This window comes from Pseudomonas sp. 10S4, assembly GCF_034344865.1.
Taxonomy (GTDB): Bacteria; Pseudomonadota; Gammaproteobacteria; order Pseudomonadales; family Pseudomonadaceae; genus Aquipseudomonas.
Map to the genome: position 1 here is coordinate 4588567 of NZ_CP133774.1, position 21647 is coordinate 4610213.

General features: G+C 60.0%; 19 protein-coding genes and 2 pseudogenes. 7 read left to right on the plus strand and 14 right to left on the minus strand.

Features of this window, described 5'->3' with window-relative positions:
* Positions 1–371: 371 nt before the first annotated feature.
* Positions 372–1064 carry a M24 family metallopeptidase gene (locus RHM58_RS21585; RefSeq protein ID WP_322268139.1) on the plus strand — a complete coding sequence of 231 codons (693 nt, stop codon included), beginning with the start codon at positions 372–374 and terminating at the stop codon, positions 1062–1064.
* An 88-nt stretch (positions 1065–1152) separates the two neighbouring features.
* Here RHM58_RS21585 and RHM58_RS21590 read toward each other — a convergent pair whose 3' ends face one another.
* Together RHM58_RS21590 and RHM58_RS21595 are read right to left on the minus strand one after the other, a co-directional pair.
* Positions 1153–1407 (minus strand): hypothetical protein, encoded by a 255-nt coding sequence (locus RHM58_RS21590; protein WP_322268140.1) that lies wholly within the window; start codon positions 1405–1407, stop codon positions 1153–1155.
* A 132-nt stretch (positions 1408–1539) separates the two neighbouring features.
* Complete coding sequence (locus RHM58_RS21595) at positions 1540–2562, minus strand: AbrB family transcriptional regulator (RefSeq protein ID WP_322268141.1); 1023 nt, start codon at positions 2560–2562, stop codon at positions 1540–1542.
* A gap of 154 nt (positions 2563–2716) precedes the next feature.
* Between RHM58_RS21595 and RHM58_RS21600 the strand changes: the two genes are divergently transcribed.
* On the plus strand, positions 2717–3196 hold the full coding sequence (locus tag RHM58_RS21600) for a GNAT family N-acetyltransferase (protein WP_201257373.1): 480 nt from the start codon (positions 2717–2719) through the stop codon (positions 3194–3196).
* A gap of 134 nt (positions 3197–3330) precedes the next feature.
* Here the strand turns inward: RHM58_RS21600 and RHM58_RS21605 are convergent, their stop codons facing one another.
* The 7 genes and pseudogenes from RHM58_RS21605 to RHM58_RS21635 all read right to left on the minus strand — a co-directional run bounded on the left by RHM58_RS21605 (position 3331) and on the right by RHM58_RS21635 (position 13146).
* The gene (locus tag RHM58_RS21605; RefSeq protein ID WP_201257372.1) at positions 3331–4656 is read right to left on the minus strand and encodes an AAA-associated domain-containing protein; all 1326 of its coding nucleotides are present in this window, start codon (positions 4654–4656) and stop codon (positions 3331–3333) included.
* 14 nt (positions 4657–4670) lie between these two features.
* The gene (locus RHM58_RS21610; RefSeq protein ID WP_201257371.1) at positions 4671–6413 is read right to left on the minus strand and encodes an ABC transporter permease; all 1743 of its coding nucleotides are present in this window, start codon (positions 6411–6413) and stop codon (positions 4671–4673) included.
* 498 nt (positions 6414–6911) lie between these two features.
* A pseudogene (locus tag RHM58_RS21620) lies at positions 6912–9498 on the minus strand (EAL domain-containing protein).
* 306 nt (positions 9499–9804) lie between these two features.
* Positions 9805–10587, minus strand: coding sequence for a methylmalonyl-CoA decarboxylase (gene scpB / locus RHM58_RS21625; RefSeq protein WP_322268143.1), 783 nt, complete (start codon positions 10585–10587; stop codon positions 9805–9807).
* Complete coding sequence (locus RHM58_RS21630; protein ID WP_416195331.1) at positions 10584–11684, minus strand: CaiB/BaiF CoA transferase family protein; 1101 nt, start codon at positions 11682–11684, stop codon at positions 10584–10586. Before RHM58_RS21630 ends, scpB begins: the two co-directional genes overlap by 4 nt.
* Complete coding sequence (locus RHM58_RS34080; protein ID WP_416195332.1) at positions 11681–11746, minus strand: CoA transferase; 66 nt, start codon at positions 11744–11746, stop codon at positions 11681–11683. Before RHM58_RS34080 ends, RHM58_RS21630 begins: the two co-directional genes overlap by 4 nt.
* A 95-nt stretch (positions 11747–11841) precedes the next feature.
* Entirely contained in the window at positions 11842–13146 is a 1305-nt protein-coding gene (locus RHM58_RS21635) for an MFS transporter (RefSeq protein ID WP_201257367.1), read from the minus strand.
* 166 nt (positions 13147–13312) lie between these two features.
* Here RHM58_RS21635 and RHM58_RS21640 point away from each other — a divergent pair.
* The 4 genes and pseudogenes from RHM58_RS21640 (at position 13313) to RHM58_RS21655 (ending at position 16884) form a co-directional block, all read left to right on the plus strand.
* A pseudogene (locus RHM58_RS21640) lies at positions 13313–14229 on the plus strand (LysR substrate-binding domain-containing protein).
* 171 nt (positions 14230–14400) lie between these two features.
* On the plus strand, positions 14401–15621 hold the full coding sequence (locus RHM58_RS21645) for a helix-turn-helix domain-containing protein (RefSeq protein WP_322268145.1): 1221 nt from the start codon (positions 14401–14403) through the stop codon (positions 15619–15621).
* Between the two features lie 34 nt (positions 15622–15655).
* The gene (locus tag RHM58_RS21650; protein ID WP_322268146.1) at positions 15656–16285 is read left to right on the plus strand and encodes a PQQ-binding-like beta-propeller repeat protein; all 630 of its coding nucleotides are present in this window, start codon (positions 15656–15658) and stop codon (positions 16283–16285) included.
* Positions 16286–16524: 239 nt separating this feature from the next.
* Positions 16525–16884 (plus strand): hypothetical protein, encoded by a 360-nt coding sequence (locus tag RHM58_RS21655; RefSeq protein WP_201257364.1) that lies wholly within the window; start codon positions 16525–16527, stop codon positions 16882–16884.
* Positions 16885–17042: 158 nt separating this feature from the next.
* On the opposite strand, the gene RHM58_RS21660 is transcribed toward RHM58_RS21655, so the two are convergent.
* The 5 genes from RHM58_RS21660 to RHM58_RS21680 form a co-directional block, all read right to left on the minus strand.
* On the minus strand, positions 17043–17807 hold the full coding sequence (locus RHM58_RS21660) for an alpha/beta hydrolase (RefSeq protein ID WP_322268147.1): 765 nt from the start codon (positions 17805–17807) through the stop codon (positions 17043–17045).
* Between the two features lie 175 nt (positions 17808–17982).
* Positions 17983–19446 carry a GDL motif peptide-associated radical SAM/SPASM maturase gene (locus RHM58_RS21665; protein WP_322268148.1) on the minus strand — a complete coding sequence of 488 codons (1464 nt, stop codon included), beginning with the start codon at positions 19444–19446 and terminating at the stop codon, positions 17983–17985.
* Between the two features lie 140 nt (positions 19447–19586).
* A complete protein-coding gene (locus tag RHM58_RS21670) occupies positions 19587–20168 on the minus strand; it encodes a DUF1842 domain-containing protein (protein ID WP_201257361.1) in 582 nt (193 codons plus the stop codon).
* A 54-nt stretch (positions 20169–20222) separates the two neighbouring features.
* Complete coding sequence (locus RHM58_RS21675; RefSeq protein WP_201257360.1) at positions 20223–20864, minus strand: DUF1842 domain-containing protein; 642 nt, start codon at positions 20862–20864, stop codon at positions 20223–20225.
* A gap of 38 nt (positions 20865–20902) precedes the next feature.
* Positions 20903–21091: a DUF1843 domain-containing protein gene (locus tag RHM58_RS21680; protein ID WP_201257359.1), complete on the minus strand. Its 189-nt coding sequence runs from the start codon at positions 21089–21091 to the stop codon at positions 20903–20905.
* A gap of 316 nt (positions 21092–21407) precedes the next feature.
* On the opposite strand from RHM58_RS21680, the gene RHM58_RS21685 reads away from it, so the two are divergent.
* On the plus strand, positions 21408–21641 hold the full coding sequence (locus RHM58_RS21685) for a hypothetical protein (protein WP_201257358.1): 234 nt from the start codon (positions 21408–21410) through the stop codon (positions 21639–21641).
* Positions 21642–21647 lie beyond the last annotated feature (6 nt).

The window sequence follows — 21647 nt, forward strand, 5'->3', positions numbered from 1 at the left end:
GGGCCAAGCAGTTCGATCAACTGCTCATTGTGGCCACACGGGACGTCTAGAGATTGGCGATCGATTCGCCAGCACGCGGGCCCACGGCAAGCCTGTGACTCTTTCTTATCTCTTCATCAGGTATTGAACGGCCAGCGTACGCCGGCGCACGGGTAAGACTAGACCCTCTGAGGCGGACTGCTAATAGGCGCAGTGTTGGGGTGTGATAGGCGGAATCTTTTGCGCGCACAGCAGGAGCAAAGCTTGCTCGCGATAGCGGTCTCACGGGTGCCTTCGCCGGCAAGCCGTGCTCCTACGGGTGCGGCAAGCTATAAGTACTCAACACCTTAATGGCTGCTCACCCTGCCAGTTTGTCTGGAGCTGCGTCTAACATGGAAAATCCGCTGAATCTACCCGTCCAAACCGCAGCGAAAGCGGTTTTGCAGCAACTCGTCGAGCATATAACGCCAGACTCCACCGAAGCATCCATTGCTCACCTCTCCGCACAGGCACTGGCCCGATTGGGCTATCTCGACACCTGGTATTACGATTGCCCGGCCTTCGTGCTACTCGGGTCTCGCAGCTTGCTCTCGATTTCAGGGCGCGATTACCGGCCGAGCGATGAGGCTGTTGGTCTCCACAATTTAATAACGGTCGATTTGAGCCCAAAATCCGGCAATGTCTGGGGCGACTGCGCGCGTTCGTTTTATATGGAGGACGGCGTGTGCAGAGCGGTGCCCATCGGGGATGAATTCGGCAGAGGGTATGCGGTTGAGCGGCTGTTACATGAGTCGATGTGCCGTTTTACCCGGCCAGACACTACCTTTCATGAGCTGTATGAGTTCACCAATGATTCCATCATTTCGGCCGGGTTTGAGAACCTCGACTTCAGCGCGAATGTTGGGCATAGCCTGTGCGAGCGGCGGGGCGACAGGTTGTATATCGAGGCCGGGAATGACCGGCGTTTAGGGGAGGTGGAGTGTTTTACTTTTGAACCTCATATTCGCCAGGTCGAAGGTGTCTGGGGGTTTAAGCATGAAAACGTTTATTTCTTCAATGACGTTGATTACCCGACTGAGCTTTGAGTGAAAAGGCGACGGGTATTTTTATTGTAGGAGCAAAGCTTGCTCGCGATGGCGATCTCACGAACGCCATCGCCGGCAAGCCGTGCTCCTACAGGTGCCCCCGATCCGTTCGATACCAAGCAACCGGCGAAAGCAGCAGAACCGCCAACAAAAACGCTACCTGTGAAAGATAGAACGGCTCAAGCCATTGCTGATTCACGGCCACGTAAAACGTGTTGTGAGCGACATCTGCGATGATGATGGCCGCCGTGAGTGCGATGCCTGTCCGGGGGTTGATGAAAAGCAGCAGTGCCGCCAAAGGATCAAGAATCGTCAGTGCCCCCAGAACACCCGGCTGGCCCAATAAGCTCCATTCCCGTAGCCGTAGTCCCAGAAAAATCCATGTTGAAAATCCGCCCGCAAATGATTGGCCGTGGCGACCAAAAGACAGCAGGCGAATAACACGCGGATGGCAAATGATGCGCCAGGCATGGGCCTACGATTCACTCTCACGCCAGCGCCGCGCCTGCACAATCACCGCCGGTGCAAAGTGCAGCACCACCATCCGCACCAGGTGATGCGTCAGGATGAACACCACATTCAGCCCGCCACCGAACGCGACGATGGCGATGGTTTCGATGGCGCCGGGCATGTAGGCCATCCACAAGGACAACGGATCGCTGCCCAGGACTCGTCCGGCCACGCCGGCAAATGCGGCGGCGATCAGCAGCATCAGGGCGACGGCCATCACCCCGGCGCGGCCATGGCGGATCAGTTCTGCGAAGGAGATGTCTTTGAATTTCGAGCCAATGAGCACGCCAATGATCACTGTTGCGGCATCGACGCTCCATTCCGGCATTTGGAAGTTGTGGAGATAGCCCATCTTGATAGAGGCGGCGGTGGCGACGATAGCGGTGAGCATGAACGGTGCCGGGACGCCGATGCGCAACAACAAGCGGCCGATGCCGATGCTCAGGGTGATCAACGACAGCACCGTGAGCACGGTGCTGAAGACTAGCGGGCTGCTTTCGGCAAGCGCCATGCCGGTTTGCGCGGGAATCAGAAAACTGACCAGCACAGTGATCGACAGCAGCCGCACCAGGTGCACGACGATGACTTTGCCGGACGCTCGCTCGGACTCGAGCAGATCAAACACCGCAGCGAGGGCGCCGGGGTAGACGGCCAGCAGCGAGTCCTTGAGGTTCCAGCCCGAGACCTTGAACAGCCAAAAACTGGCCATCGCAATCTGGGCGGTCAGGCACAGGAATAGGATGCCGAGGCTGGGTAACATAGCGGCGGCAGTGTGGCTGTCCCACGCCTTGAACATCAGGCCGGTGGCGATCCCCAGCACGATTTGTATGAAGCCGAGGCCCAAGGGCAGGGTGGGGGCGAAGCGCAGGTTGCTGGCGATTAGCGAGGTGGCGAGAATCGAGCCGAGTAACAGGCCATGGGGTACGCCGAGATACTGCAGCGCGGTGCCGACACCGGTGGCGATCAGCAAACACAGTAAGGTCTTCATGAGTCTTCCTTGATTCTAGTGTTACTGAATGTGTCGTCCATTTAGGCCATGCACGTTCTCCCATCTAACGGTGCGCGGGTCAAGTGGTTGAGCGCTTCTATCTCGCGATGGCCCAACGTAATCTGTCACCTCGACATTTGGAGGGAACCCAACCATGCCGCTCACCTATCGCCCAGTCAGTGCTGAAGATGTACTGACGATTTGCGAATTTCCTCAAGATCCCCAAGAACTGTTTTTTATGTTCCCGACCGGCCAGTACCCGCTGACGGAGGCGCAACTGGGCGCATCGATTGCCAAGCGCTCGGACTCGACGGTGATCGAGCAGGACGGCGCCATTGTCGGGTTTGCCAACTTCTACAAGTTTGAGCGTGACGGGATCTGTGCGATTGGCAATTTGATTGTGTCGCCCGAGGCGCGAGGGCAGGGTGTGGCGACGTTTTTGGTGGCGACGATGGAGCGGCTGGCGCTTGAGCGTCATGGGGCGCGGGAGGTGCAGTTGTCGTGTTTTAACGAGAATACCGCGGGGCTGATTTTGTATCCGAAACTTGGGTTTGTGCCGTTTGATATTGAAGAACGGGCGTCGCCGGACGGGCGTCGTGTGGCGTTGATTCATTTGAGGAAGGTTTGGGGATGAATGTTTTCAGGGCTTGAATGTGCGGTGAGTTTTAGGACCTCTTCGCGGGCAAGCCTCGCTCCTACGGGGGGACGGGGTGATCAACAAAAAAGCCCCGATGCCTTTTATGGGATCGGGGCTTTTGTTAGTGGGCTTTAAACGCTGCCTTCCACGTCTTCGAGGCTGAATGTCTCGGTGTGGTCGTCGTAGGAGAAGATCTCCGCGTAGCGGCCCCAGGTAATCACGCTTTCCAGGGTTTTTTCGACGAACGCATCGGTCAGCGAATCTTCCAGTTCCTGCTCAAAACGCACTCGCGGCGCGCGGTGGCCGTTGCGTTCCTGCAAGACCTGGCGGATGCGGGCCGCCAGTGGCACGTGTTTGACCAGGTGTTCGGCGAACAGGGTTTTGCGCTCTTGGGTGCCGTAGTCGGCAAAGAGTTTGCCGGCCTCGGTCAGGGTGATGTCGGCGCCTTTGAGTTCGGCGAAGCCCAGGTGTTCGAGCATTTCCGCGACCGGGAACAGGTCGTCCACTTCCAGCAAGCGCCGTTCGGCGACGTCGGGCAGGCCGGCTTCGCCGTTATAGGGCTCGGCCGCCAGGGTTTCGATCAGGCCGGCAATCAAGTTGGTAGAGACTTCTGGCAGCGGGCTGCCCATTTTCAGTTCGGATTTGCCTGTGCTCGTGGCGTCTGCGCTGCGGCGGTCGGTCATCAGGGCATAGATGTCGTCGACCATTTGCCGAAAGGTCGGGTCCAGTCGGTTGCGTGGGTGCTCGAACGGTACTTTGATCTCGGCGACCACGCGCCCTGGGTTAGAGGACAGCACCAGGATGCGGTCGCACATCAACACCGCTTCTTCGATGTTGTGGGTCACGATCAGAATGGATTTGATCGGCAGTTGTTTACCGCTCCACAAGTCCAGCAGGTCGGTACGCAGGGTTTCGGCGGTCAATACGTCGAGGGCGGAGAAGGGCTCGTCCATCAACAGCAGCGTCGGGTTGACCACCAGGCCGCGGGCGAAGCCGACCCGTTGGCGCATGCCGCCGGACAATTCCCGAGGGTAAGCGTTTTCGAAACCATCGAGGCCGATCAAGTCGATCGCCGCCAGTGCGCGTTTGCGCGCTTCCTTGCGTTCGACCTGTAGCGCCTGCAACCCGGCCTCTACGTTCTCGAGCACGGTCAGCCAAGGGAACAGCGCAAAGGTCTGGAAGACCATGGCCACGCCTTCCGCCGGCCCGTTGAGCAAGTGGCCGTTGTAGCGGACTTCGCCCGATGTCGGTGGGATCAGGCCGGCAATGATGCGCAGCAACGTGGACTTGCCCGAGCCGGAGCGGCCCAGCATGCCGACGATCTCGCCTTCACGCAGCGTCAGGTCGACATTGGTGAGTACTTGCAACTCGTCCTTGCCCTTGCCAAACGCCCGGCTCACGTTGTTCAACGAGTAGATTTCGGGGGATGCCTGTGTGTGTTCGGTGTAGGTATTCATGACATCGAATCCCGTTAATTGAGACGGAGTTTGTTTTCAGCAATGGCGTACATCGGTCGCCATACCACGCGATTGAAGGCCACCACAAAGAGCGACATCACCACCACGCCGAGGGTGATTTTCGGGAAGTCACCGGCGGCCGTGTTTTCGGCGATGTAAGCGCCCAAACCGTGGGCTACCACCTTGTCCTGTCCCCATGAAACGAATTCGGAAACGATACTGGCGTTCCACGCGCCGCCAGACGCGGTGATCGCCCCGGTCACGTAATACGGGAAGATGCCCGGCAACATGATCTTGCGCCACCACAGCCAGCCGCGAATGCGGAAGTTCGCCGCCGCCTCGCGGAAGTCGTTCGGGAACGCGCTGGCGCCGGCAATCACGTTGAACAAGATGTACCACTGCGTCCCGAGCACGATCAGCGGGCTCAGCCAGATGTCCGGGTTCAACTGGTAACGCAGAATCACGATGACAAACACCGGGAACAGCAGGTTGGCGGGGAAGGCCGCGAGGAACTGCGCCAGCGGCTGGATTTTCTCGGCCAAGTGCGGGCGTAAACCGATCATCACCCCCAGCGGCACCCAAATCAGCGAGGCCACGGCGATCAACAGCACCACTCGCACCAGGGTAATCAGCCCCATGACGAGCACGTGCCCGACCTCGCCAAGTGTCACTTCGCTGCTCATATAGAGGCCGATGTGGTACAGCGTGTAAAGGGTCAACACGGCAATCAGCGTGCCCCACACCCAATCGATCAGCCGTGAAGTGGCCGGGTTGACTGGCGTGGTGGTGCGGTTTGTGCGCGGCAAGCTGAAGCGGCGGTTGCCGATTCGGCCGACGGTGCGGGTGATCGGGCGCAAGATGCGCTGGACCATGCGGGTGCGCTGGATCAGTTTCAACACCCAGGACTCCGGCGCGCCGGCCTGGGAGGCGGTGTTTTCCATGCGGAACTTGTCGGCCCAGGCTACCAGCGGGCGGAACAGGAATTGGTCGTAGATCAAGATCACTGCGATCATCGCCAGGATGACGTAGCCCACGGCATGCAGGTCTTGCTGCTGGATGGCGACGGCCAGGTACGAACCCACGCCCGGCAGCATGACGGTCTTGTCACCAACAGTGATGGCTTCGGAAGCCACCACGAAGAACCAGCCGCCGGACATGCTCATCATCATGTTCCAGACCAATCCCGGGATGGCGAACGGCACGTCGAGCTTCCAGAACCTCTGCCAGCCGGATAGCTGGAGGTTGCTGGACACTTCTTCCAGGTCACGGGGCAGCATGCGCAGTGACTGGTAGAAGCTGAACGTCATGTTCCAGGCCTGACTGGTGAAGATGGCAAAAATGGCGGCGAACTCAGCGCCGAGCACTCGCCCTGGAAACAACAGCAGGAAAAACGTCACCGTGAACGAGATGTAGCCCAGCACCGGTACCGATTGCAGGATGTCCAGCACCGGCACCAGCAATTTCTCGGCGCGCCGGCTTTTGGCCGCCAGGGTTCCGTACAGCAGGGTAAAGACCAGGGAGGCAGCCATCGCTGCGAGCATGCGCAGGGTGGTGCGCATCGCATACTCGGGCAGGCTGGATGGGTCGAGTGAGATGACTTCACCTTGCAAGGTGGACATCGGCGCCCAGGTTTCCCGTGCGGCTATCGAGAAAAATAGCAAGAAGCCAATCACCAGCGGCAAAGCGACCAGGTCCCAGCGGTTGGGCAGTAGTCGCAGCGTCGTGGCCGGGATGTAGTGGCGCAATACCTTGTTCATATTCAGTGATTCCAACAGCGATCTGAGTGGAAGGGCAGGACCACAAGTCAGTACTTTCTTGAGCGCGCGCGTCTGAACCACAACACGGCACACCCTTGAGGGTTGGCAAAGAGCAGAGTGAGGTCACGCAAACGGACGCTGAAGGCACCAGCCCAAACGCCACGTTGAACTCATCAGGCAACAGGGCGTGGGACTTTCGTGAGCTTAGCTTCTGTCTGCATGACCCACCGAGAATGGGCAGGGTCCATGGCCGGACGCTCCTTTGGCAGGTTGGGCATTGGGGGGCCTGATTGAGGCCATCGGGCCAGCAATTGCGGGGTTCATCGACGCTGGCGTCGATGCACCGCTACGCTGGCGCGGATTATACGTTTCCAATTGTTACAAAAACATAAATTACCTGTCATGTTTACGTATTAAAACCATCGAAAAGCGACTAGCGGTGGTGCGTAAGTTGGGGCTGTGGGGGTTGTTCGGGCCTCTAGCGGGCGAGCCTTGCTTCTACAAGGGGAGGTGTCGTTCAGGGAATGGAGGGCGGGATTCGCTCAGGAGTTTGCTGAATGCCTGTTTGTCGATCGGGCGGCTCATAAAGAAGCCTTGCACCTCGTGACATTGATCTGCGCCCAGAATGTTGAGTTGCTCTTCGGTTTCGACCCCTTCGGCGGTCACGGTCAGACCCATGGCCTTGCCCAGTCCGATGATCGCCTGAACCACCGCGCGGTCGTTGCCGCCGCTGCTCATCGAGGCGATGAAGCGTTTGTCGATCTTGATCCCGTCGAACGGGTAGGCACGCAGGTAGCCGAGTGAGGAATAACCGGTCCCGAAGTCGTCCATGTTCAGGCGCACGCCCAGTTCCTTGAGCGCGTTCATGGTGGTGAGGGCGCCGTCGATGTCGTTGAGCATCACGTTTTCGGTAATCTCCAGTTCCAGGCGACTGGCCGGGAAGCGCGTTTCGACCAGCACCTCGCGGACATCCTCGACCACGTCACTGCGGGCGAATTGTGCCGGGGAAAGGTTGACCGATAACAGTAAGTGGGCCGGCCAGGTCAGGGCGGTTTCGCAGGCTTCGCGTAAAACCCAGCGGCCCAGCGGCACGATCAGGTCGGTTTGCTCGGCCAAGGGAATGAACACTCCGGCCCGAGCAGGCCTTCGAGGTCGGATGCTGCCAGCGAACCAGCGCTTCAACCGAGACAATTTCCTTGCCGTCGACTTTGTAGCGCGGCTGGTAATGCAGTACAAACTGCTGGTTCTGCACCGCCAGGCGCAGATCGTCTTCCAGTTGGCGACGCTGTTGAATCTGGTCGTTCATGTGCGCTTCGAAATAGCACCAGGTGTTTTTACCGTCGGACTTGGCCTTGTACAGCGCGATGTCGGCGCAGCGGATCAATTCGCCGGGCAGGTAACCCTGGCGGCGGCTGAGGGCTATGCCGATGCTGGCGCCGATATGCAGCGCATGGTTTTCATAAGGGATGGGCCGGTGCAGGCTGGCGATAAGTCGGGTACAGAATTTGTCGATTTCGCTGTGGCTGTCCATGCCGTGCAGCACCACGACAAATTCATCACCGCCCAGCCTGGCCACGATGTCATGGTCGCGGGTGCATTCACGCAAACGGGCGCCGACCTCCTGCAACACCGCATCGCCGGCAGGGTGGCCGAGGGAGTCATTGATGGGCTTGAAGTTGTCCAGATCCAGCATCAATAACGTCAGCGGCGCCGAGTACTCTTTGAGCAGCAACGCCTCGTCAAGGTAGCGCGCAAGCTTGTTGCGGTTGGGCAAACCGGTCAGCGCATCGTGCATCGACAGATGCTGGATTTGCGCGTGGGCGGCGACTTCATCGGTGATGTCGCTGGCGGTGCCCCGATAGCCAATGACGGCGTGGTGGTCGAAAATCGGCCGGGCAGATACGCGGCAGTAGCGTTGTTGTCCGGTGTGATCGCGGTAGGTACAACGCAGGTCGCTGACATCGGCTTGCTCGGTCAGTTTGTTCAACCAGAGTGCCAGGGGCGTGGTGTCGCAATACAGCAGTTGCTCGATGTTTTGGCCCACCCATTGCTGATTGGAGAACCCAGTCACTTCACTGAATCGCCCGGACAGGTAGGTGATGGACTGGCGTTGATCAATTTCCCAGATCCAGTCCGACGCCGCTTCCGCCACTGCACGAAAGCGCTCTTCGCTGGCTTCCAGCGCCTGGTTGGCGGCTTGCAACTCCTCATAACTGGTGTCGACATACCGCGAGGAGCGCAACGCATAGCGAAAGAAATAGGCGGTCAGCAACATCAGCACCGTCAATGTCCCTGCCAGCGGCGGCAGTAATGACCACAATAAATGCTGCCCGGGCTTTTCGAGTTTGGCGATCAGGCTATAACCGGTGCTATCCAGGGGGACCTGCGGCAGGTTTTTAGCGATGCTGGCATCGGCGGCGAGGCTCAACTCCTCCAAGCCATAACTGACGCCCAGGCTATGCAGTTTGGTCGCGGCCAGTTGATCGACGAACACCAGCAGCGAGGTGCTTTTGGGGTCCGCTATCGTGCGGTCGTCATTGGGTATGACCGCCGAAGCGGTCAGCAGCGCCGGCCGACCCTCGAACATCGTGTACAGGCTCATCGGTTTGGTCAGGTCGGCCTGGCCCTGAACCTGATCGATCAGCGTCGCGGCAGACGCGGTCAGGTAACTGGAAAAATCACCCTGGACCAACTGCCCCCGAATCACCGCGTACTTGGTGCGCTCCCGATCAACGACAAATACGCCTTCGTAGCCATCGTTGGTGAACAGCGTTTTCCCGATATTTTGCTGGGTATAGGCCCAATCGGTGTCCACTTGGCCATTCAAATGCTCATAGGCGGACGTCCAGTAGGCATAACTGGTGATGTAGTTTTTTGATGCGGTGACGCGGTTTTCCAGCGCGCGTTCGGTGTAGAACCGGGTATCGCTGAGGTCTTCGGCGTCGAGGCCGGCGGCGATGCTGAACAGCGTGCCGAGCGCGATACCGACCCCAGCGATAAACACAATGCCCATTGCAAACGCCAGGCGCCGTGTCACCGAGCTTTGGCGGGTATGGGCCGGGGCCGCATAGGCTGAAAGGTCCATTGACTCGTCCTTGATCCATTCTCACAGCGTCTGGGCAACCTGAACTGTTGCATTGCTCAGGCTGGCCAGCGATTCAGTCATCCGCGATCGTCGGTGATGAATCTATTGGCGAGAGTATAGGCAGCGTGGACCAGAACGCCGGGCCATCCCTGGATTTGCGGTGTTTGTTCGGGCCTCTTCGCGAGCAAGCCCGCTCCCACCGGGGTTTTTTGTTGTACACAAATGAGTGTTCCAACACAGATCCCCTGTGGGAGCGGGCTTGCTCGCGAAGACGTCAGCCCAAACACCACACTTTCCAGATCCTCATCAACGACCGCTAAACACCGCCACCCTGCGCTGCGCAAACGCCGCCAACCCTTCACCAAAGTCGCTGCTCTCACAGGCCTGTCGCCGCAACTCGGCAATCTGCTCCATCGCCTGCACCGGCATCGGTTGCAAATCTTCAAGAATGCGCAGCTGTTCCTTGACCGCCGCCACCGCCAGCGGCGCTTTGGCGGCGATGCCCTGGGCCATTTCCAGGGCGGTCGCTTCCAGCTCGCTGCTGTCGACCAAGCGGTTTATCACGCCAAACCGTTCCGCGCGTTGCGCGTCGAGTTTCTGCGCGGTGAAGAACATTTCCTTGAGCACATGAATCGGCAAGTTGTTGAAGAATCGCAGCAAGCCGCTGGTGGTGTAGGGCAGGCCAATGTTCACCGGGGTCATCGCAAAACTGGCGCTGTGGTCGGCCACCACCAGGTCGCAGCTCATCGCCAGGTCCACCGCGCCGCCCCACACTGAACCGGAGATCAACGCAATGACCACGCCGGGGTAGGCGCGGATCCGGCGCAATACTTGTTCGAGGGGTTTGCCGTAGGCGATCGGGTCGCGGTCGTGTTGCAGTTCGCGAATATCGTGGCCGGCGCTCCACACCGGTTGGCCCACTTCAGTACCGAGTATCACCACGGGCACGCGTTGAGCGGCGAGGGCGGCGAGGCTTTCGTCGAGGGCGCTCAGCAGTTGGGCGCTGAGGGCGTTGCGGTGGGTGGGATTGCTGAAGACCAGTCGGGCGATGCGCTCATCGATCTGGTGGACGGTGACGGTCGAGTTCATTGGGCGGTTCCTGTGGCGTGTGCGGATGAGTCGTCGGTGTCCTGGAACACGACGTTGGCGGCGAGCAGGGCGTTGATCGAAGCGGCATCTAACCCCGCCTCGCGCAGCACCTCTATAGTGTGTTCACCCAACAGCGGTGGTGGGCGGCTGGCGGCGCTGTCGGTAGCGCTGAACACCGGCGTCACCACTTGGCGAAGTGCACCGAGGGTCGGATGGTTGAGGGTTTCAGTCAGTTGGCTGTGCAGCACTTGCGGATCGTCGAAAACTTCGTCGAGGGTGTTGATCGGGCCGGCGGGCAGGCCGGCCTCGATGAACAGCTCGGTCCACGCGTGTTTGCTGCGGGTTTTCAGACGGCTTTCGAGGATCGCCTTCAGCTCTTCGCGACGCTCGACCCGAGCTTCATTGGTGGCGAAGCGCGGATCCTCTGGCAGAGAAGGCAAGTCCAGCAACACGCACAAGCGTCCCCACATGGCCGAGGTAATCGGCGCCAGGTTGAGCGGACCGTCCAGGGTCTGAAACACGCCATAAGGCGCAATCACCGAATGTGCATTGCCGGTACGGCGGGGCACATCGCCGAGGCTGAGATAACGTTGGCCATGCACGCTCAACAACCCCACCAGACTAGCGAGCAACGACGTACTGACATGCTGGCCGCGCCCGGTCGTCGAGCGTTCCAGCAGGGCGGCCATCACTGCCGTCACCAGCCACATCCCCGAGGTCAAATCACCGATGGCCGTGCCGGTGCGGGTCGGGTCGCCGTCGACGAAGCCGGTCAGGCTCATCAGCCCCGAGTAGCCTTGGGCGATCTGGTCGAAGCCTGGCCAACTGCTCATCGGTCCGTCGGCACCGAAGGCGTTGATGCTGCCGAGGATCAGTCGTGGATTGCGCGCACTCAGCACCTCAAAGCCGAGGCCCATGCTTTCCAGGGTGCCGGGTTTGAAGTTCTCGATCACCACGTCGGCGTCGTCGATCAGTCGCTGGATCGTGGCCAGTCCTTCGGGGCGGCGAAAGTCGATGCACATCCCGCGCTTGTTACGGTTGCACGAGAGGTAATAGGTGCTGACGCCCCGATCGAACGGGCCCCAGGTGCGGCTCATGTCGCCGGTCGGGCCGGGCTCTCGATCTTGATCACGTCGGCGCCGAGGTCGGCCAGCACCATGGTGGCAGAACGGTCCCGACAGTGCCCGGCTCAAATCGACAATCTTCACGCCTTTTAACGCTTGCATAGGGTTCTCCAGTTCACTGATCAGGGCGCTATTGCGGCAGGGTTTGATCACGGGTTTCGACGGCAAACGGCAGGATCAGAATCCCGGCCACGAACGCGGCGGCGGTCCAGGCGATGGGCGCGCCGAGCGAGCCGTGCCAGTGAATGGCCGCCGCCAGCAGGAAGTTGACCCCGGCGCCGATGAAGCGCCCGACCGAGGCGTTGAAGGCGAATGCCGTGGCGCGGATGCGGGTCGGGTATTGCTCGGGCAACCAGAGCGAGAAGATCGCGAAGTTGCCGCCGAAGAAACCGAGGAACACCAGCGACACCATGAACAGGTGCAGGCCATCGTCCATGTAAAACACCCAGCCAAATGCGACCACGATTGAGGCGGCCATGCCGGCGAAGTAGATGCCCAGCGCCTTGCGCCGCCCGACACGTTCCGCCAGCCACGGCGCGATAAGACAGCCGAGGATGGTGCTCAGCGACAGGATCGCCGCGCCAATCGAGGCCAGGTGTACCGCGCCGACATGGTCGATGCCGGCGCGGGTCGCCAGGGTCACCACGGCGGTGGCTTCGTACACCGAACCGGCCCACAAACCGACAATCGCGACCCCAACCAAAGCCGAGCTGGTGAGCGTGCGGCGACGAAACGCCGGGGCGAAGATTTCCAGCCACGAGCTATGCGCTTTAGCGCCTTTGACGTGGATGACAGGCTTGTGCGGTTCTTTGACTTTCAGCGCGGTATAGATCGCCACGAACGCGGGGAACAGGCCGCAGAGAAACATCACGCGCCAGCCATAAGTGGCGCCGACGGTGTAGTTGAGCAACGCGGCGATAAAGAAGCCCAGGTAGTAGCCGGTTTGCAGGTAACCGGCGCCCATTTTGCGGCGGTCTTCCGGCCAGCACTCGGCCACGTAGGTCCCGGCCAGTGCCCACTCGCCACCGACGCCGATTCCGGCGATCAACCGAAACGCCGCCAGTTGCCAAATGTTCTCGGAAAACGCCGCCGCGCCGGTAAACAGTGAGTACACCAGGATGCTCGCCGCCAGCATCTTCACCCGGCCAAAGCGGTCGGCCAGCGGTCCCCAGATAAACGACAGACCCCAGCCGATCAGGAACAAACCGAATAGCAGGGAGCCGTACATGGCGATGTTGGCAGGGGTGGCGGTGATGCCGGAGTTGGGCAGCAACTCGGTCATGGCCGGGATCAGCACCAGGGCGAAGATGACCGAATCCACGCCATCGAGCACCCATCCCAGGTAGACCGTCCAGAAGCCGCGAATCTGCTCGCGGGTCAGGGGCGTTTTGATCGGTTTCTCGCGTGTTGCAGATGCAGTCATTGCTCTAGACATGGCGATCTCCCAGTGGCCTTTTTCAGGCCTATGGAAGCGCTGCCCGGCGGTTGCGGCCGATAGCGCTTCGTTTGTTGTGAGACGAGTCTAGGCGCGGTATCTCATAAGCCTCAAATATGATATTCCTCTGCTCCCAACGGAAAATACGATGGCTTCGGAGATGCCCATGGACCTGCGCCAATTGCGTTATTTCATCAAGGTCATCGAGTGCGGCAACATCACCCGCGCCAGTGAAGCACTGCACATCGCCCAGCCTGCGATCAGCCAACAGATGCGCAATCTGGAGCAGGACATGGACATGCAACTGCTCGAACGCAGCGTTCACGGCGTGGTGCCGACGGCGGCGGGACGCACGTTGTATCGGCATGCCGTCGAGCTGCTGCGCCAGGCCGATGGCACCCAGGAACTGTTGCGCCAGGACGCCGAGTTCCCGAAAGGCAAGGTCTCGGTCGGCATGCCGTCGAGTACTGCGCGGATGTTGGCGATCCCGCTGGCGCGGACCATCCGCAGCCGTTATCCGGGGATCAAACTGGAACTGATCGATGCGCCGAGCGCCGAGCTTGGCGGCCTGATCACCGTCGGGCGGGTGGCGCTGGCGGTGAACGTCGATGTGGTCGAAACCCGAGGCGTGGTCTCGCAACGACTGCTCACTGAGACGTTGTACCTGGTGGCGTGGCCGGAATTTGCTTTACCGGATGGCCGGTGTCGATTGAGGTCCTGGCGAAGATGCCGCTGGTGCTGCCTTGTGCGCCGAACACGATTCGCAGTCGGGTCGAATCGGCTTTTCAAGAGGCCGGCCTGCAGTGTGAGGTGGAGTTTGAGGCCAACTCCACGGACCTGCTGTTCTCGGCGGTCAAGGCCCGGCTCGGCGTGACGATCCTGCCGTGGGCGGCGGCGCATGTTGAGCTGGAGCAGCACAAGCTGAAACTGGCGAGGATCGATCATCGACTGTTCACCCGGGAGCTGTCGTTGTGTTGGCATGACAGCGCGGTGCAGAGCAATGCGGTGCAGAAGGTCAAGGCGACCATTTTTGAGTTGTTCGACGGGTTTGAGCGCCAGCCGGGATGGGCGGATGGGCGGTGATGCGGCATTTTTGTGTTGTGTTTGAGGGCCGTCATCGCGCATACACCACGAATCCCGGATCAGTTGTACTCTTCAAGCCACCACCAAGCCCCACCTTCAGGATCAACCACTGTGAGATAGACTCAACACGGTGTACCGAACGGTGGGAGTAACACCTGTGGCGCAATTCAGATGGACTCGCTAATCACCGCAGCAGCCCGAGCACTCGCGGCGGGTGACCCCCTCGGTGCGCTGAACCGCATAGCCTTGCGCGACGATGCGCCGGCGCTCGCGCTGCGGGGCATTGCAATGGCGCAGCTCGGTGAGCTGGTGCGAGCCCGGGCGCTGGTGCAACGGGCGGCGCGGGCCTTCGGGCCGAAAGAGGCGTTGGCGCGAGCGAGGTGTGTGGTCGCAGAGGCTGAGATCGCACTGGCCTCTCGGGATTTGGGTTGGCCGGTAAAGGCTCTCGGCACGGCACGTTTGACGCTTGAAGCCCACGGCGATTTCGTCAACGCCGCCCATGCGCGCTATCTGGAGATTCGGCGCCTGCTGCTGATCGGGCGCCTGGATGACGCGCAGCACCTACTCACCGAACTTGACCCTGCGCCACTGCCGCCGGCCTTGCGCACCGTCCATGAACTGGTCGTGGCCGGGATCGCGATGCGGCGCCTGCAATCGAACATGGCACGTGCTGCGCTGAGCAGAGCCGAAGAGGCCGCCCGGCAAGCAGCGATTCCCGCTCTTAGCTCCGAGGTTGAACACGCTGTCCTGGCGATGAACACGCCCGTCGCACGACTGATTGCCCAGGGCCAGGAACGTCCGCTGTTGCTGGACGAAGTCGAAGCGCTGCTCGCCTCAACCTCGCTGGTGGTGGACGCCTGCCGCTACAGCGTGCGCGGCGCCGGCATGTCGGTCTCACTGGCCTCGCGCCCGGTGTTGTTCACCATCGCCCGGGCACTGGCCGAAGCCTGGCCCGCTGACGTGCCGAGAGAAACGCTGATCGCCCGAGCCTTTCGCTTGAAACTCAGCGATGAATCCCATCGCGCCCGGTTGCGCGTCGAGGTCGGTCGCCTGCGTGCGGCGCTTGAGCCGCTGGCCAGCGTGACCGCGACCCCGCGCGGGTATGCCCTGGTGTCGCGGGATGAAACCGACGTCGTGCTACTGGGGCGGCCCGTTGAAGAAAAATTCGCTGCGTTGTTTGCCTTCCTCGCTGACGGGGAATCGTGGTCGAGCTCCGCCCTGGCGCTGGCCCTTGGCACCAGTCAGCGCACGGTGCAACGGGCACTCGACACACTGGCGGCCGACGCCAAGGTGCAATCATTCGGACGCGGACGGGCGCGGCGCTGGATGACTCCGCCGGTGCCGGGTTTCGCGACGACTTTGTTACTCACGGCGCCGTGGCCCAGTGATTAGGATCACCTCACCAACCCGTGACGAGGAAACCATCATGAAACACTCAGCAGCCGAAATCCTCCGTGAATATGGCCCTTTTGCCGGTGTCGACGCTGTGCATGGCGTGAGCTGGGACGGCCAGAATGTCTGGTTCGCCAGCGGCGAAAAACTCAACGCCCTCGACCCGGCCAGCGGCCAGCCCCTGCGCTCGATCGACGTCACTGCCGATGCGGGCACCGCGTTCGACGGCGAGCACCTGTTCCAGATCGCCGCCGACCGTATCCAGAAAATCGACCCCAGGACTGGCCGCGTGCTTCACACCATTCCCGCGCCCGGCCCCAGTGATTCCGGGCTGACCTGGGCCGAAGGAACGCTGTGGGTGGGCGAGTATCGCGACCGTAAAATTCATCAGATCGATCCCGAGACCGGGGCGATTCTGCGCACCATCGAGTCCAACCGTTTTGTCACCGGCGTGACGTGGGTCGAAGGCGCGTTGTGGCATGGGACGTGGGAGGGCGATGAGAGTGAATTGCGGCGCGTAGATCCGGCATCGGGCGAGGTGCTGGAAAGCCTGACAATGCCCGCAGGCGTCGGCGTCTCGGGGCTTGAGTCCGATGGCGCCGATCAGTTCTTTTGTGGTGGCGGGGGTAGTGGAAAATTGCGGGCGGTTCGTCGGCCGAAATGAGGTCGAATAGATAGTTTTGCGGCGGCTAAATGGGCCTCTTCGCGAGCAAGCCCGCTCCCACAATGGACGGTTGTGAACATACTGTTTGTGAACGACAACAATCCAGTGTGGGAGCGGGCTTGCTCGCGAAGGGGCCCTAAAGACAGCAAAAAAACTGTCTGACAACAAACCAGTGTTCGCCACAAGCGCGCAGGATCGTATGATTGGCGCTTCCCCTCGCCACTCACAAGGATCAACCCATGGCTTTAAGCAAGCGCGATCAGGCGCACATCGAACGTCGCCTGGTCGCCACCCTGACCGAAGCCTGTGAAACGGCCAAAGCGGAAATCGTCGGCTTCTGCTGGCTGACCCACGAGGTTGATTACGCCGAGTTTCCTTCCAGTCTGCGGGTGATCTGGGTCTTCGATACCGAGGCTGAAAAGCAACAGGCATTGTCCAGCGGCCAGGGCGAACGCATGGTCGAATTGACGGCCGAGGCGTTAGCGCAAGCGGACGTACTCGTCAGCCCGGTCGCGGCTCATGTGCAGTTCGATTCCGAAGAACAATGCCAGCGAGTTAACGGCGGCAATTGGGCGCAACGCCTGGCGCGCAAACGCTAGACGCGGATGGCTGTAAACGCGGTCAACGTAGGAGCTGCCGAAGGCTGCGATCTTTTGACGTTGCCTTTTGAAAGACCCAATCAAAAGATCGCAGCCTTCGGCAGCTCCTACCGGGGGCGATTTTCAACGCGGTGAATGTGGTCGACTCACAACCGCACTCACAACCCGGCGCCGATCAATTTGAGGTACTCGGGGCTCTCGGAGATCGAGTTGTGCCCCACACCGTTGATGACCTTCAGCGTCGCCACACCCGGAGTGAACTGTCCATAGAGCCGCTCTGTGCTCACCCGCGGTATCACCTCGTCGTGTTCAGCCATGATCAACAGTGTCGGGACGCTGATGTGCGCCGCGTATTTCCTTGAATCAAACGTGTCCTTCAACAACCACTGCACCGGAAAAATCGGGAACTGGCGGGCGGCGAGTTCCAAAAGGCTGTCGTAGGGCGTGATCAGGATCAAGCGCGACGCCGGGCGTTGGCTGGCGAGGCGGATGGCAACGCCGGTGCCGAGGCTGCGACCGACCACTGCAATCTGCGGGTGTTCGGCGTAGACCCGGTCAAACAAATCAAGCGCATCGCGGGCAATCGCTTCCTCGGAAGGTGACCCCGAGCTTCCTCCGAAGCCTCGGTAGTGCAGTAGATAGATCGCCTCGTCGGGGAAGGCTTTGGAAAACGACGGCAGGTTTCGAGAGACGTCCTCGGCGTTACCACCGAAATAGATCAACGCCTTGGGGCCCACGTGTGGCCTGACGGATACCTGCAGGTCCGCGTCGCTAACCGACAGTTTGAGCAACGTATCCGGGGTCTCGATGGTGCTGGGTTGGGGGAAGTAAATCAGGGCGCGCTGAAACACGAACAGCGCGGCACAGAGCAGCAAGTACACGGCTGCAATCGATACGAGGATGTACACCAGGATTCGTGGCATGCGCCTGCTTTTTCTGGACAACATTGAGTGCTCTGGGCCTGAAGACGGCGTTAGCAGTCTAGTCCATTGATTAGCGGGCCACCCGCCGCAAAATGCTGTCCGCTACCAGGCCGAATCGCCCCGCAACGCCACATCGGCGCCATCCGTCGCAGATGAAGAAAAGACGCCAATCCATTCACATCAACGTATTTTTCGGCAACCCCAACAACCCGTTCAGCGTATTCATGATCGCCTGCTGCCGCGCCCGATCCACCTGATGCCCGGCCTCGGCGGCGGCCACATCCGCAGCGCAATGAGGGCACGTCACTTCATGCGGGTGGATGTACTGCAAACATCCCCGGCACAACGCCAACTGCGTCGGAATGCGCCCTTCGTCCGGTGATTTCTGGCCCTGATTCGCCCAGGCCAGTTTGATCACCTGACCACTGTCGCTAACGCTGCTCACCGTTTCGCCGGTCTCGATGCGTTCAGTGATGAGATCAAAACGCCCGACCGCGAAGGATTTTTGCGCGGCGTCTTCAATCTTGACGATGCGTTCGCGCAGCCCGCGTTTTTGCAGGTCCAGCGCGCGGTAATGGCAGTACGGGTTGTTGCCGGGTTTGCCGAGCAAGGAGTGCGAAGTCCAGGTGCAGCCGCCACGGCAGACGTCGTTGTAGTAGCAGCTGCGGCAGTAGCCCCACAGGTCGTCGACCGAGCGCAAGCGACCAAAGTGCATGCCTTCGCTGTAATGCCAGATGTCGTGCAGGCTCATGTTGCGCACATTGCCGCCCGAAAAACCGACGGTGGCCAACGAAGGGCAGCCTTTTACGGTGCCATCGGCCTCAAGTGCCAGCACGGTTTGCCCGGCGGCGCAGCCGCTCCAGTGCACGCGTTCGTCGCCGAAGCCGCGCCACATGTGTTCATACGGGCCGTAGTAACCGATGTTGTTGCCGACGTTCATCAGCAAACCGCGATCGACGCCTTCGCGGTAAAGCCGTGCCAGCAACGGCATCACTTCCAGCAGTTGATAGGGTTGCAGTAACAGCTCCGGGTGATCGACGGCGTTGCCCATGGCGACGGTCAACTGGATCTGCCAATGGGTGGCGCCGAGGCCGATGATCACCTCCATCAATTCGGGCAAATCGGGCAATGTGGCGGCGCCGATCTGGGTGTTGACGCTCACTGCCAGCCCGGACTGTTTGGCGCGGCGCAGGGTATCCACGGCTTTGTCGAATGAGCCCGGCACGTTGCGCACGGCGTCATGCAGCGGTGCCAATCCATCCAGGGAAACACCGACACCATTGAGCCCGGCATCCACCGCGGCCTGCATTTTCGCCGGCGTCAGGTTGCGCCCGCCGGTTTGAATCGCGCAGTACATGCCGTGATCGTGGATGGCCTGGATCAGCTGGGTCCAGTCCTTGCGCAGATAGGCTTCGCCGCCGATCAGGGTGATCTCGCGGGTGCCGAGCGCGGCCAGGGAGTCGATGACGTCGAGGCATTCCTGGGTGTTCAGTTCATCGGGTCGCCGATGGCCTGCGCGGGAGCCGCAATGCAGGCATTTGAGGTCGCAGGCCAGGGTGATTTCCCAGACCACATGCACAGGCACGTAACGTTTGAGGTCGGTTTCACTGAGGTAGCGGGCAGGGCGATTGTCTGACATGTGAGCTCCTTGCGCACAGTTGTGGCGAGGGAGATTGCTCCCGTTGGACTGCGCAGCAGTCCTTTTCCCAAGGGCCGCTTCGCGGCCCAACGCGAGCAAGCTCCCTCGCCACAGGTTACTCATCGTTAGTTCAGGCAGCGCTAGCGCGCTTCCAACCGTGCGATTTCGGCGGTCAACTGCTCCAGCGCACTGCGCAAGGCGCCGCTGTGAGCCACTTGCTGTTCGCCGCGCTGCACCACCGATTTCAGTTGCGCCAGGTCACCCGTGGTTTGCGCCTGCTGCACTGCGACGGCGTAGAGCGGCTGGACGTGATGAGGCGGCTCCACCGGGCCAATCACGGGCGATGGACTGACGGCGGCGTGCTTGACTTGATGCCAGACGCCCTGCTCGTAGTAGCGATAGTCGACAAAGCCGCTGACCCAGTCCGCGCCGAGGATGCCCTTCAAATGAAAGGTCTGGGCGATCTGGCTGAGTGGGCCGCTAGGGCTGCCATCCAGGGTGAGGATGATGTGGCTCTCGGCCGTCGGAATCAGTTTGGCCTCGGAATATTCACCCCAGACCCGAGCACGGAAGTGCACTGGCGGATGGGTGGCTTGAACGAGGCTGGCAATACCGCTGACTTTCTTTTTAACCGTGTCCACCAACAGGTCCAGGGTTAAAACCGGTGCGCCGATTAGATGATTGCTGACGTTGAGGCGAGTGTGGAAAAGTCCGATTGACATGGTGCAACTCCCTTAAGTGTATTCAGGACAAACCAGGCACATTGAGTGTCCGGGTCAGCGGCGTTCGAGTCGGCTGATTTCGCCCTTGGCGGCTTCCAGTGCGCTTTGCAGTTGTGGCTGCTGATCCAGTTGTTGCTTGGCCAGGCTCGCGAGGTTTTTCATCTGGGCCAGGTCACCGCTGGCAATGGCGCTTTGAATCGGCGCTGCATACAGCGGCAGGATCGGCGAATACGAAAAATGCGGCGGCATAACCGGGCCGGGCTCCAGCGGCGGGAAGGCAGTGGAACGCACCGCTTCGGTGAGATGAGCCGGAACGTTATTCACCTCGACCCAGCGTTGACCATCAAGGTAGGAATAGTTGGCGACACCGTCCTTCCAGTCGGTGCCGACCACCAGGCGTATCTTGAAATTCACGATGGAGTTCGAGCCTGGGCCGCCGTGATTGCCCTGTGCGGTGATCAGGATTTTGCTGACACCGGGTGACATCACAGTCAGGTAGGTGTATTCGCCCCAGACATCGGAATGGATATCCAGCGGAGGGTTGGTGGCCTGAGTGATTGTCGCGGTGCCGCTGACCGTCTCTTCAGGGGTAAAGACCAGCAGATTGAATGCCAGGCTTTGTGCACCCGGTGCCGAAGTACCAATTCGATAGGCGAGTGGGAATAAACCGACAGGTTGTTGGTGAGTACCAGACATGGTTATTGCCTCCATTGCAATAAGGGGAGAAAACAGAGCTAGTGTTTTTCCTGGCGCGAAACTTCCTTGGCCAGTGTGTCGTAAGCGGTCTGTAGCTCTTTGGGTTCAGGCTTCGATGCGTCGCGTTGTTTCAACAACGCTTTCATCTGTTGCAGGTTGCCTTCCTTGATAGCGTTCTGGATGGCGACCCCGTACGGCGGGATTGGATGAGAAGATGAATGGCTCATAGCGACTCCTTCCGTGGTATTAGCAAGTACTGCCGTCATTAGCAGTTTTTGCAGTTAAGCAGGACTCTTTAAATATGCAATGTCCAATGGAGGCATAATGCCTTTTAAATTTTTAATCCGGTTTTACTCATCGCGAAGTGTTTGGTTGACGCTAGTTTGATATTGAGAATGGCGATTAAGAATGGCCGATTCAGCTTTTTTCTCATAAATAACCGACGTCCTTATCGCCATTAATAATGACTTTTCAATATAACGTTTGGCATTAAACTGCAGTGTCTTTTGATATTGGTTTCAGGCCAAAAACCGGGAGTACAAAATGACCGAGCGCCACCTGATTCACACAGAAACCCTGTCGAACGGATGCAAAATCGAGGTGAAAGCCAAGATCCTGAGGGACGGCTCGTTGGAAATGTTCATCGGTGTCTACCGGCCAGATGGCACGGTTATCGTTGAGGACAACGACCCGTCGCCGCATCTGCTGGACATGGAAGCCGCGCTGGACTGGGGAATTGATATCGCCAGAAGTGTCGGTAACGGTCAGAAAGCCTGACCGTTA

Coding starts and splice junctions, on each gene's coding strand:
- RHM58_RS21680 (WP_201257359.1), bottom strand. CDS start 21,091: ATGAGCCATTCATCTTCTCATCCAATCCCGCCGTACGGGGTCGCCATC.
- RHM58_RS21595 (WP_322268141.1), bottom strand. CDS start 2,562: ATGAAGACCTTACTGTGTTTGCTGATCGCCACCGGTGTCGGCACCGCG.
- RHM58_RS21630 (WP_416195331.1), bottom strand. CDS start 11,684: ATGAGCCGCACCTGGGGCCCGTTCGATCGGGGCGTCAGCACCTATTAC.
- RHM58_RS21605 (WP_201257372.1), bottom strand. CDS start 4,656: ATGAATACCTACACCGAACACACACAGGCATCCCCCGAAATCTACTCG.
- RHM58_RS21670 (WP_201257361.1), bottom strand. CDS start 20,168: ATGTCAATCGGACTTTTCCACACTCGCCTCAACGTCAGCAATCATCTA.
- RHM58_RS21585 (WP_322268139.1), top strand. CDS start 372: ATGGAAAATCCGCTGAATCTACCCGTCCAAACCGCAGCGAAAGCGGTT.
- RHM58_RS21655 (WP_201257364.1), top strand. CDS start 16,525: ATGGCTTTAAGCAAGCGCGATCAGGCGCACATCGAACGTCGCCTGGTC.
- RHM58_RS21600 (WP_201257373.1), top strand. CDS start 2,717: ATGCCGCTCACCTATCGCCCAGTCAGTGCTGAAGATGTACTGACGATT.
- scpB (WP_322268143.1), bottom strand. CDS start 10,587: ATGAACTCGACCGTCACCGTCCACCAGATCGATGAGCGCATCGCCCGA.
- RHM58_RS21675 (WP_201257360.1), bottom strand. CDS start 20,864: ATGTCTGGTACTCACCAACAACCTGTCGGTTTATTCCCACTCGCCTAT.
- RHM58_RS21645 (WP_322268145.1), top strand. CDS start 14,401: ATGGACTCGCTAATCACCGCAGCAGCCCGAGCACTCGCGGCGGGTGAC.
- RHM58_RS21650 (WP_322268146.1), top strand. CDS start 15,656: ATGAAACACTCAGCAGCCGAAATCCTCCGTGAATATGGCCCTTTTGCC.
- RHM58_RS21665 (WP_322268148.1), bottom strand. CDS start 19,446: ATGTCAGACAATCGCCCTGCCCGCTACCTCAGTGAAACCGACCTCAAA.
- RHM58_RS21660 (WP_322268147.1), bottom strand. CDS start 17,807: ATGCCACGAATCCTGGTGTACATCCTCGTATCGATTGCAGCCGTGTAC.
- RHM58_RS21610 (WP_201257371.1), bottom strand. CDS start 6,413: ATGAACAAGGTATTGCGCCACTACATCCCGGCCACGACGCTGCGACTA.
- RHM58_RS21685 (WP_201257358.1), top strand. CDS start 21,408: ATGACCGAGCGCCACCTGATTCACACAGAAACCCTGTCGAACGGATGC.
- RHM58_RS21635 (WP_201257367.1), bottom strand. CDS start 13,146: ATGTCTAGAGCAATGACTGCATCTGCAACACGCGAGAAACCGATCAAA.